General features: G+C 67.4%; 5 protein-coding genes. 2 read left to right on the plus strand and 3 right to left on the minus strand.

What is annotated here, in order from left to right:
* Nucleotides 1-509: 509 nt before the first annotated feature.
* Nucleotides 510-1,742 carry a CdaR family transcriptional regulator gene (locus tag OG972_RS04935; protein ID WP_266978598.1) on the plus strand — a complete coding sequence of 411 codons (1,233 nt, stop codon included), beginning with the start codon at nucleotides 510-512 and terminating at the stop codon, nucleotides 1,740-1,742.
* A 255-nt stretch (nucleotides 1,743-1,997) separates the two neighbouring features.
* Here OG972_RS04935 and OG972_RS04940 read toward each other — a convergent pair whose 3' ends face one another.
* Entirely contained in the window at nucleotides 1,998-5,942 is a 3,945-nt protein-coding gene (locus tag OG972_RS04940) for a carboxypeptidase regulatory-like domain-containing protein (RefSeq protein WP_266978600.1), read from the minus strand.
* A gap of 94 nt (nucleotides 5,943-6,036) precedes the next feature.
* Here OG972_RS04940 and OG972_RS04945 point away from each other — a divergent pair, with 94 nt between their 5' ends.
* Nucleotides 6,037-6,255, plus strand: a complete 219-nt coding sequence (locus tag OG972_RS04945) for a hypothetical protein (RefSeq protein WP_266978602.1) — start codon at nucleotides 6,037-6,039, stop codon at nucleotides 6,253-6,255.
* A 646-nt stretch (nucleotides 6,256-6,901) separates the two neighbouring features.
* Here OG972_RS04945 and OG972_RS04950 read toward each other — a convergent pair.
* Both OG972_RS04950 and OG972_RS04955 read right to left on the minus strand, forming a co-directional pair.
* Nucleotides 6,902-7,036: a hypothetical protein gene (locus OG972_RS04950; protein ID WP_266978604.1), complete on the minus strand. Its 135-nt coding sequence runs from the start codon at nucleotides 7,034-7,036 to the stop codon at nucleotides 6,902-6,904.
* A gap of 704 nt (nucleotides 7,037-7,740) precedes the next feature.
* Nucleotides 7,741-11,886, minus strand: a complete 4,146-nt coding sequence (locus OG972_RS04955; RefSeq protein WP_266978606.1) for a carboxypeptidase regulatory-like domain-containing protein — start codon at nucleotides 11,884-11,886, stop codon at nucleotides 7,741-7,743.
* Nucleotides 11,887-12,192: the final 306 nt, after the last annotated feature.

Genomic DNA, 12,192 nt, shown 5'->3' on the forward strand with positions numbered 1-12,192 from the left:
GTGAACCCGAAAGAACGGCATCTCACGAGGCCTGGGCGATGAGGCATTTCGGGCGACGGTTGGTCGCCGCGGCCGCCGGCATCACCGCCCTCGGGGTGGCCCTGTCGACCACCTCGGCGAATGCCGCCAGCCCAGCCCCCCGCCCCGTCTGCCCCTACCGCCCTCAACCTGACCGCGGCCACGATGGCACGGGCGCCGGCGACGCGGTCCTCGCCGGCATGGAGTGGGGTGCCAAGGTGGTGAATTACCGGCGGCGCCCCGCGAACTGCGGTTCGCCGCCGACCAGAACGGTGGCCAGAGACTGACCGGGGCGGACCAGATCACTTCGTCGGTCAGTGATATCGCTGGCGCCCCTCCTGGCGTGACCGCCGCGTCGTCGATGTCATCGCATTTTATGATCGCGACCGGTGTGGAGGCATCGACAAGCATAGGAAGCGTTGCCACGCCGTGGCATCGAGCGCCCGAGTGCTCGACGACCAGCACGGGCTGCACCGCCCCGGAGGTGTTCCATGTACCCGAAGCTCCAGGACCTCGTCGACTCGCTGGCGGCCAAACTGTCACGCCCAACAACCCTCGAGGACCGCCGACAGCGGCTGGTGGCCTACAGCCGGCACAGCGAGCTGCCCGACGCGGTGCGCCATGCTTCGATTCTGCAGCGTTGCGTCTCTGCCGAGGTGCTGGCATGGCTGCGACAGTTCGAGCTGGCCAAGGCGCGACAGCCGGTCCGCATTCCCCACAACGCCTCACTCGGCATGCTGCCGCGGGTATGCATACCGATCCGGCACCACGACCTTCTCCTGGGGTATCTGTGGCTCATCGATGCCGACGAGTCGATGAGCTCGGAGCAGATCGCGCTGGCCGATACCGCCGCCCTAGACTTCGCTCTCGCCCTATATCGTGAGGTGCTGGTCGGCGAGCTCACGTCGGACCGGGAGACAGAGGCGATCAGGAACCTGCTGCTGTGTGGCAGCGATGTCCAGGCCTATGCGGCGCGCACCCTCATCGACGGCGGGCACTTCGACCCCTCCCTCGGCGTCGTCGTGCTGGTGGCCAGACCGGTGCTCACCCCCGACGCCGAGCCGGATGACCAGGTGCGGCTGGCCCTCGAACATGCGCTCGCCAACACCCGTCACGGGCTGCCCGCAAGACACGCCGTCCACCTTGTCTCTTCCAGCGACGGGTTGCTTCTCTTCGGTACGGAGGGGGAGGTCGACGAGCTAGCGGTGAACCGCTGTGTGTCCCACCTCGACCACGCCCTGCAGACCGCGTTGTCCGGACTCGAGCAGGTGTCGTCATCCGTGATCGGCGTCGGACAGCCACGGTCGGAATTGGCGCAGGCAAGTGGCTCCTATCTCGAGGCCTGCCAAGCCGCTCGTATCGCTGCTTTCATGCCCGACGTCAGCCGGATCGCCCGATGGTCCCAGCTCGGCATCTACCGGTTGCTCGCGCAGCTGTTCAGTCAAGACCTCGGCGAGTTCGTGCTTCATCCCGGGCTCGAGCGGCTTTTCACCAATCCGGAGGCGCTGCCTCTACTTAAGACGCTGGAGACCTACCTCGATCTCTCCGGGAACGCACTCGCGACCTCCGAACGCCTGAAGCTGCATCGTACGTCGCTGTACTCCCGCATTCAGCGTTTTGAGCACTTGGCAGGCGCCAACCTCAAAGACGGCAACGAACGTCTCTGCCTGCACCTCGGACTGAAACTCGCGCGGTTCACCGGCCGCTACCGGCCTGTCGGCTGAACCCTACGGCCTCGACGTAGCTGTCAACTTGACCCGGCCCCGAGGGACCGGGCTTGTGGGTAGGGCGCGACTGGCTGCCGCGTGGCCTCCCACGTCTGAGCCACCTAGGTGGTGGCTGGGACGCCTGGCTCACGCTCCGCTGTCCACGCTTCCTCGCCCTTGCGGGCGAGGTTGCGGGATGCACCATCGGATCGGTGGCGGGGCCCCGACCTGTCCGTGCGGGCCGGGGCCGGGCGGCCCGCACGAAGCGTCACATCAGGTGCAGGTGGGGTCGGGTTTGAGCGCGATGTCGACCGTGGTCGTCTTGCCCGGCCCAATCTTGGCCGACTGGGTCTGCGGTGCCCAGCCTTCCTTGGCCACGGTCACCGTGAACGGGTTGTTGTTGACGTGGAGCCAGAACGCGTACTGACCGTTCCGGTCGGTCTTCAGCGGGTAGCTCGCCTTCTCCGAGGCGATCTGCACGGTCGCTCCGATCAGTGGCGCCGACGTGCCGGTGCAGCCGACCCCGGTGACCGTCCCGGTGATCTTTCCCCAGGTCTTGGGCGGGTTCACCACGAACGTCACCGGCACCGGGGCGATCCGGTACGGGGTCTTCGCGCTGATCGACAGCTGCGCGGTGAACGTGCCCGGCTGGGTGATCTCGGCGATGTTCGCGTTGAAACTCACGTTGACGTTGACGCTCTCGCCCGGCTGAAGCGTCAGCTCGGTCTTGTCCTCTGACAGCCAGGGGACATCGGTTGTGGTGCACTGGTCATAGCCGGGCAACAGTTCCGAGGTCTGGACAGCGTAGAAGTTTCCGGTGGCACCACCGATCTTGTAGAAGCCGCAGGCGGAGCCGCCGCGGTAGAGAGTTCGGTTGGAGTTGGGCAGTGCGGTCCAGGTATCGGCACCCGGGTCGAAGGTGAAACCCCGGTTGGTGAGCGTGCTGCCGCCGTAGGTTATGCCACCGGACACGAGGAGCTTGTCGGCTGACACCGAGGAGCCCATCCCCCACAGGTCGATCGGCAGGTCGGCGACGGGAGCCCAGCCGGCGGACGCCGGGTCGTAGCCGTAGGCGTGCTTGGTGCCGCCACTGCCCGACAACCCGCCCGCGCAGTACAGCTTGGTCCCGATGCCGCCGCAACCGAGCCAGGAGATCGGCTCCGGATACGCCGCACCCGAACTCCAGGAGTCCAACGCAGGGTCGTACACCTGCACGTCCGTCTTGCCGCAGCCGGACGTGCAGCCACCGACGATGTAGATCTTGCCGTCCAGCACGGTCACGGCGGCGCCGGCGTACGGTTTCGGGTTGTCGGCGCCGGTGGACCAGGCGCCGGTCGCCGGGTCGTAGATCTCGGTCTTGGCCACCGGATTCCCGTTCCAGCCCCAGCCGCCGAAGACGTAGAGCTTGCCACCGTAGGCGGCCGCCTGTGGCGCCTCCCGCGCGACGCTCAGGTTCGGCAGGGCACTCCATGCCTGGGCGCCCGGGTCGTAGACGTATGCCTTGCTGAGGACATGCGTGCCGTCGGTTCCGGCGACCGAGTAGACCTTGCCGTCGATGGTCGCCACGGCGTTGTCCATGATCGGCGTGGGGTAGTCGGCTACCGTCGTCCACGGTGCCGCGTACGGCGTCGCCGAGGGCTTGGCCGCCGCCGTCTGCGCGGTCTTGCCGGGCCGGAATCGCAGGGGGCTGTAGTGTCCCTTCACTTCCTGCAGCGGAGCACCCTTCTGCGTCGCGGCGGGCTGGTGGCCGCCCGGCCACTCACCGATCTTGGCGGTCACCGGGGCGGTACCGGTGTTCTTCAAGGTCAGAGTGGAGCTGCCCTTGCCCTTCCAGTCGACGGTCTCGTTGAGCCGGGCCGGGCTGACCTCGATCCGGGGTGCGGGCAGGGCGAACGTGCCGTCCGATGCCTGGTCCGGGACCACGTTGACAGTGATGTCCTGTGGGCTGTAATAGTTCCCCGCCGTGGTGGTGAACCTGTGCTCCCCGGTGAGCGAGGAGAACATCCAGTAGAAGCCGTCGCCCAGGTTCGGGTCGTTCGGCGTCGCCGCCGAGGTCGTCTTCTCCGCGGGCTTGTCGGTCGACGTCACCGTGGCGCCGTTGATCCCGGCCCCGGTGTTCTTGTCGGTCACCCGGCCGAGGACCAGGCCGCCCGGTACCGGGTCACACGTGCGGTCGCCGAGGAAGACGTCGTCGACCTGCCACCACCACCCCCACTTGGCGGTGAGGTGGAACCGTACCTGGACGTTGGCCTTGCCGGCGGCCTGGGACAGGTCCACGACCTCGGTCCGCGGCCCCCGGGCGCTGTCCTTGGTGTGGTGCCAGACGTTGGTCCACGTCTGGCCGCCGTCGACGCTGAAATCGATGTCCCCGGTCTGTCCGAACGGGAAGCCGTCGTAGTCGGTGCGGAAGATCAGGGACGGGTGGCTTCGCCGGCTGAAGTCCATGACCGGGCTGATCAGCGAGGTGTCCTGCGCCTTTCCGTAACCGTAGTAGCTGCTGTCGACGATGGCGAAACCGCCGGACCCGCCGGTCTTGTTGCCTCGCTTGCCGGGGTCGGTGAACGCCCAGGTCTGGCCGTTGCCGACCTTGTCATCGACGGTCCAGCCCGCCGGCGTGGTGTAGCGGCTGAACGACTCGGTGGGGCCCGCGTACTGGAAGGCGTACCCGGCCGCGCTGCAAGTCGTCTGGTCGACCGGCGCGTTGACGTCATGCGTCACATCCGCCGAACCCACCTGCACATCCTGAGAGTCCCGCTGGTAACCCGGATACACCGGGTCGACCTGCAGGGTGTAGGTGTCCCCGGCGGGAACACTCAGCGTGTACTTCCCCGTCTTGGGGTCGGTGTAGGCGACCGCCGTCGGGTCATCCTTGACCCGCACGGTCGCATACAGCGGCCAGCCGTGACCGGAACCGTCATGGACCGTGCCGGTGACGTTGACGCTCGGCTTCGCGGTCAGCGCGAAGTCCTCGGTGACCTTCTGCCCGTCGGCGATCGCGACACCCGAAACGGTCTTGCCGGCGTACCCGAACTTGCTCGCGCTGACGTCATACGTTCCCGGTGGCACGGTCAAGGTGTAATGCCCCTGCCCGTCCGTCATCGCCGTGACGTCACCCACGGTGATCTTGGCCGAAGCCAGCGGAGCCGTGCCGTCGGTGACGGTGCCCGCGACGGTGCCGAGCGGCCCGGAACGGAACGCGGCGAGCCCGTTCGGGGTGCCGAGCCCGGTCGGCCCGTCATAACCCGACCCCGCATGACACAGGTAGTAGGCAGGCCAGCAGGTGCCGTTGCTTCCGGAGGTCACATCGTTGAGCGCGGACAGCTGGGCGTACGGGTAGGAGTTGGGCGCCGAACCCGTCGCCGGCGTCCCGGCCATCGCGTAGACCGAGGCGATGATCGGGGCGGACGCGCTGGTGCCGCCGAAGACCTGCCAGCCGCCGTGGTAGACCGCGACACCGGTGTTCGGGTCCGCGACCGCGGACACATCGGCGACCGCACGACCCGCGCAGCCGGTGTCCTTCTGGAACGACGGCTTGGTCTCATACGCCGAGCAGCCACTACCCGCACCCCACCATGCGCTCTCGGCCCAACCGCGGGTGGTGGAGGGGTCCTTGACCAGCGAGGTGCCACCGACCGCCGTCACATACGGTGACGCGGACGGGTACGAGACGTTGTAACCGAAGTCACCGCTGCTGACGGTGATCGCGACACCGGGGTGGTTGAAGTAGGCGTCGTCAGCCTGGGTCTCGTCGGGGTCTTCGATACCGCCGTAGCTGTTGGAGACGAACTTGGCGCCCTGGGCCACCGCCTGGTTCACGGCCGCGCCGAGATTGTCCAGGTAGCTGTCGTCGGCCTCGACCAGCAGGATCTTGCAGGTCGGGCATGTCGCGCTGACCATGTCGATGTCCAGTGCGATCTCCGCGGCCCACCCGGCGTCCGGTGACGGATAGTTCGTGCCGCCGCGCTGGTCGATCTTCTTGAAGCAGCCGTTGGCCGTGGTGCACGGCGGCAGCCCGTACTGCTGACGGTAAACGGCCAGGTCCGCCTCGGCGTTCGGGTTGTCGTACGCGTCGACGATCGCGACCGTCTCCGTGGAGCCGGCGGCGGGCAGGTTGTACGCGCTCTGCAGGTCGGACGGGCCGAAACCGCTGGGAGCGGCATCGGACTGGAGACCCTTCGCCGCGACGACATCGGCGCGGACCATGGCAAGGCAGGACATCTTGCCGGCTCTTGACGGCTTGGCGCACACCTGACTGGTGGGGTGTTGACCAGGCGAGGTCGGCCCGGCGGCCTTCGTGGTCGGGACAGGATCCTTGGCGGAGGTAGCGGAGGTAGCGGAGGTAGCGGAGGTAGCGGAGGTAGCGGAGGCGGTAGAGGCGGTAGAGGCGGAGGCGGAGGCCGCGGTCGGCACAGCGATCACCGTGAGTGCGGCGACGGCGAGCGCCACGACCAGCACGCAGACGCGTCCGGCCGTCGTGGTCAACGAGGCCGGACGCGATCTGCGGCGGGATGGTCGCGCGGCGGGGGGATGAGACATGTACAGCTCTCCTACGGGGTGCTTGCAAACCCGAATCGTGAATTCTTCATCAGGCAGATATCGGCTCAGTCGTATTTCTTCAGCCGCGACTCGTTTCCGCGGCCCAGCGTGCTGCAGTACGGACTGGGGTCCGTAATCACGAGGAGCTTGAGGCCCTATTCGGTCTCTTTCGGCCGGATGATGCCGGCCACGATCACGTAGGGATTTCCGTCGCCGTCATTGCCCAAGGCAGATTCCACGAGCACGTACTCACCAATCGCATCCTGATAGGAGAACGCGGCCGCATGAGGTCGTTTTCGACGACGGGGCCAGCAGATGCCTGTGCCTGAGCGGCCGCTGCCGGCAGGAAGCCGGATACTACGGCCGTCGCCGCTCCGAATACGATGACGAAACGCGAGAATATGTTCATTACCGTGCTTCCAGAAGCTGGATCAACCGGACGGGGTCGGCACTTTCCAGCCCCGAGGTGGTGCTCGGGGACACGAGGGTTTCGACAGGACACGGTGCACGAGAATTTGTTCGTCCCTTCTGCCGGACGACAGGTTCGCGCGGACTTTACGACCGGCGGCACAACCCCGTCATCGGCTGAATGTCGGGACGATTCCAGCGCCAGCCCGACGAATGTCGAATCGTGGTCGTTTTCACGCCAGACGGTGTCGCGGGGCGATGCTCGAGATCCGGGCACGGGCGGAGATCTCGGCGGCCGACAGGTGGGCACGACTGGTGACGACGATCGCGACCTGCTTGCTGATCGGCCGTCCGACCAGGTCGGTCACATCACGGCGGATGACTGCCCGTCAGGTGGCCGTAAGGCAGGCCGATGCCGTCGTCGATGGCGGTGGTCCACCGGTTGGTCCGCCCGTGGCCGGGCTCGCAGGTGATGTCATCGGGCACGGTGCCGATCAGTTTGCGTCCGATAGCGACGGCGGAATAAAGCCGCCAGCAAGCGCGTTGACGCACTGTCACTCAGCACCCGCACGCTCATGCAGCCTGCCCAGTCCGGTGTCGCCTTTCCTGAGCAGCTCCGCCGAACCGGTCGGCGGCTGCTCACGACCGGCCCAACCCGCAAGGGAGAAAAGCGACCTGAAGTTCCCCCTCTGGACTGGACAGCTTGATACTGGGACGGATGGTCCCGGAGGAAGCAGTCCCCATGCTCATGCTGCGCGCGAGCAGTTCGACGTTGAAGTCGACCATTGATCGAGCTGCCTGCAGGACCCGTGGCCTCGGGTATCCCGGCAGCGCGGTGTGGCTGCCCGCGTGCACGACCAGCAGTGTGGCGTTGTGCCGCAGTGCCTCCGGCGCCGCCCAGGTCAAAGCCGCCCATCCGCCCGGTGAGTCGCCGAGGCCGACTGCTCATCCACGCCCGCTGCGGACCGGGGGCGGCCGAGAAGGGTGGCGGCCCCGCCATCGGATCGGTGGCGGGGCCGCGACCTGTCCGTGCGGTATCGGGCCCGGGCCCGATACCGCACGAAACGTCACATCAAGTACAGGTGCGGTCGGGTTTGAGAGAGAAGTCGGCCATGGTCGCCACGCCCTTCGTAATCTTGACCGATCGGGTCTGCGTCCCCCAGCCGTCCTTGGCCGCGATCACCGTGAGCGGGTTGTTGCTGACGTCGAGCCAGAGCACGTACTGACCGTTCCGGTCGGTCTTCAGCGTGTAGCTGGCCGTCTTCGAGGTGATCTGCACGGTCGCTCCGGTCAGCGGCGCCGACGTGCCGGTGCAGCCGACTCCGGTGACCGTCCCGGTGATCTTTCCCCAGGTCTTGGGCGGGTTCACCGTGAGCGTCACCGGGACCGACGGGATCGCCCCGTACGGGGTCTTCGCGCTGACCGTGAGCTCCGCGGTGAACGTGCCCGGCTGGGTGATCTCGGCGACGTTCGCGTTGAAACTCACGTTGACGTCGACGCTCTCGCCCGGCTGGATCGTCACCTCGGTCTTGTCCACCGAGAGCCAGGGGACTGCTACGCACTGGTCATAGCCGGGCAGCAGCTCGGAATTCTTGACCGCGTCCCACCCTGCGGGGGAACCTCCGATCTTGTAGAAGCCGCAGGCGGAGCCGCCGCGGTAGACGGTGTTGTTGGAGTTGGGCAGCGCGGTCCAGGCGTTGGAACCCGGGTCGTAGGCGAAGCCCTGGTTGGTGATCGTGGTGAAGCCGTTGGTCACGCCGCCGGACACGAGGAACTTGCTGTCTGCCGCCGAGTAGCCCATTCCCCAGAGGTCGATCGGCAGGTCGGCAACGGCGGTCCAGCTGTGGGACGACGGATCGTAGCTGTAGGCGTGCTTGGTGGCGCTGACCGGGGTCGCCCCGCCCGCGCAGTAGAGCTTGTTCGCGATGGCGCCGCAGCCGAGCCAGGAGATCGGCTCCGGATACGCCGTGCCCGAACTCCAGGAGTCCGACACCGGGTCGTACGTCTGCACGTCCGTCCCGCCACAGTCGTCGGACGTGCAGCCGCCGACAATGTAGATCTTGCCGCCCAGTACGGTCACGGCGGCGCCGGCGTACGGTTTCGGGTTTTCGGCGCCGGTGGACCAGGCGCCGGTCGCCGGGTCGTAGATCTCGGTCTTGGCCACCGGCCTCCCGTACGGGTCCCAGCCGCCGAAGACGTAGAGCTTGCCACCGTAGGCGGCCGCCTGCGGCGCCGAACGGGCGATGCTCAGGTTCGGCAGGGCACTCCACGCCTGGGCACCTGGGTCGTAGACGTAGGCGTTTTTGAAATCGGATGCGCCGTCGGTTCCGCCGACCGAGTAGACCTTGCCGTCGATGGTCGCCACGCCGTTGTCCATGATCGGCAAGGGGTAGTCGGCCACCGTCGTCCACGGTGCCGCGTACGGCGTCGCCGACGGCTTGGCCGCCGCCGTCTGCGCAGTCTTGCCGGGCCGGAACCGCAGGGGGCTGTAGTGTCCCTTCACCTCCTGCAGCGAAGCACCCTTCTGCGCCGCGGCGGGCTGGTGGCCGCCCGGCTGCTTACCGATCTCGGCGGTCACCGGGGCGGTTCCGGTGTTCTTCAAGGTCAGGGTGGAGCTGCCCCGGCCCTTCCAGTCGACGGTCTTGCTGACCTGGGCCGGGACCGCGATCCGTGGTGCGGGCAGGGCGAACGTGCCGTCCGATGCCTGGTCCGGGGCCACGTTGACGGTGATGTCCTGGGCGCTGTAGGAGTTCCCCGCCGTGGCGGTGAACGTGTGCTTCCCGGTGAGCGAGGAGAACATCCAGTAGAAGCCGTCGCCCAGGTTCGGGTCGTTCGGCGTCACCACCGAGGTCGTCTTCTCCGCGGGCTTGTCGGCCGACGTCACCGAGGCGCCGTTGATCCCGGCTCCGGTGTTCTTGTCGGTCACCTGGCCGAGGACCAGGCCGCCCGGTGCCGGGTCACACGTACGGTCGCCGAGGTGGACGTCGTCGACCTGCCACCACCACCCAAAGCTGGCGGTGAAGTGGAACCTCACCTGGACGTTGGCCATGCCGGCGGCCTGGGACAGGTCCACGATCTCGGTCCGCGGCCCCCGGGCGGTGTCGGTGGTGTGGTGCCAGACGTTGTTCCACGTCTGGCCGCCGTCGACGCTGAGATCGACGTCCCCGGTCTCGCCCGGGACGCTGTTGTAGTCGGTGCGGAAGGTCAGGGCCGGGTGGGTTCGCCGGCTGAAGTCCATGACCGGGCTGATCAGCGAGCTGTCCTGTGACTTGCCGACGCCGTATTTCGCGCTGTCGATGATGGCGAAGCCGCCGGACCCGCCGGTCTTGTTGCCGCGCTTGCCGGGGTCGTTGAACACCCAGGTCTGGCCGTTGCCGACCTTGTCGTCGACGGTCCAGCCCGACGGCGCTGTGGTGCCGTCGAACGACTCGGTGGTGCCGTCGTAGTGGAGGCCGTACCCGGCCGTGCTGCAGGTCGTCCAGTCGACCGACGCGTTGACATCATGCGTCACATCCGCCGAACCCACCTGCACATCCTGAGAGTTCCGCTGGTAACCCGGATACAACGGGTCGGCCTGCAGAGTGTAGGTGCCGGAGACGGGCACACTCAGCGTGTACTTGCCCGTCCTGGGGTCGGTGTAGGCGACCGCCGTCGGCTCGCCCTTGACCCGCACGGTCGCATACAGCGGCCAGCCATGACCGGAACCGTCATGGACCGTGCCGGTGACATTCACGCGCGACTTCGCGGTCAACGCGAAGTTCTCGGTCACCGTCTGGCCGTCGGCGAGCGCGACACCCGAAACGGTCTTGGTGGCGTACCCGAACTTGCTCGCGCTGACGTCATAGGTTCCGAGTGGCGCGGTCAGGGTGTAATGGCCCTGCCCGTCCGTCATCGTCGTGACGTCACCCACGCTGATCTTGGCCGAAGCCAGCGGAGCGGTGCCGTCGGTGACGGTACCGATGACAGTGCCGTGCGGCGTGTAACGGAACGCGGCGACCCCGTTCGGGGTGCCGAGCCCGGTCGGCCCGTCATAACCCGCCGCTCCCTTGCACAGATACGCGGGCGTGCAACTTCCGTTGCTTCCAGACGTCACATCGTTGAGCGCGGACGGCTGGGCGTACGGGTAGGAGTTGGGCGCCGAACCCGCCGCCGGCGTCCCGGCTATCGCGTAGACCGAGGCGATGATCGGGGCGGACGCGCTGGTACCGCCGAAGACCTGCCAGCCGCCGTGGTAGACCGCGACACCGGTGTTCGGGTCCGCGACCGCGGACGCATCGGCGACCGCACGACCCGCGCAGCCGGTGTCCTTCTGGAACGACGGCTTGGGCTCGAACCGCGAGCAGCCACTGCCCGCACCACTCCATGCGCTCTCGGCCCAACCGCGGCTGGTGGAAGTGTTTTTGACCAGCGAGGTGCCGCCGACCGCCGTCACATACGGCGACGCGGCCGGGTACGAGACGCCGTAACCGTTGTCGCCGCTGCTGACGGTGATCGCGACACCGGGGTGGTTGAAGTAGGCGTCGTCGGCCTGGGTCTCGTCGGAACCTTCGTTGCCGCCGTAGCTGTTGGAGACGTACTTGGCGCCCTGGGCGACCGCCTGGTTCACGGCCGCGCCGAGGTTGGTCATGTAGCTGTCGTCGGCCTCGACCAGCAGGATCTTGCAGGTCGGGCATGTCGCGCTGACCATGTCGACGTCCAGTGCGATCTCTCCGGCCCACCCGGCGTCCGCCGGCGGATAGTCCGTGCCGCCGCGCTGGTCGATCTTCTTGAAGCAGCCGTTGGCCGTGGTGCACGGCGGCAGCCCGTACTGCTGACGGTAAACGGCCAGGTCCGCCTCGGCGTTCGGGTTGTCGTACGCGTCGACGATCGCGACCGTCTCCGTGGAGCCGGCGGCGGGCAGGTTGTACGCGCTCTGCAGGTCTGCCGGACCGAAACCGGTGGGAGCGGCATCGGGCTGCACGCCCTTCACCGCGGCGACATCGGTGCGGACCATGGCAAGGCAGGACATCTCGCCGGCTTTTGACGGCGTGGCGCACACCCGATTGGTGGGGTGCCGACCAGGCGAGGTGGGGCCGGCGGCCTTCGTGGTCGGGACAGGATCGTTGGCGGATGTGGTGGAGGCGGAGGCGGAGGCCGCGGCCGGTAAAGCGATCACCGTGAGTGCGGCGACGGCGAGCGCCACGATCAGCGCGCAGACGCGTCCGGCAGTCGTGGTCAACGCGACCGGACGCGATCTGCGGCGCGATGGCCGCGCGGCGGGGGGATGAGACACGTACACCTCTCCTACGGGGTGCATGCAAACCCGAATCGTGAATTCCTAATCAGGCAGATCTCGGCTCAGTCGTACTTCTTCAGCCGCAACTCGTTTCCGCGGCCCAGCGTGCTTTAGTACTGACTGGCGTCGTGATCACGGGGAGCTTTTCGGCCGGATGATTTCGGCCGCGATCAAGCCGGGATTTCCGTCGCCGCCATAGTCCGAGGCAGATTCCAGCACGTGCTCACGAATCGTGGCCCTCGCCACTCC

Origin of the sequence: Streptomyces sp. NBC_01669 (assembly GCF_026339735.1) — a bacterium.
Taxonomy (GTDB): domain Bacteria; phylum Actinomycetota; class Actinomycetes; order Streptomycetales; family Streptomycetaceae; genus Streptomyces; species Streptomyces yanii.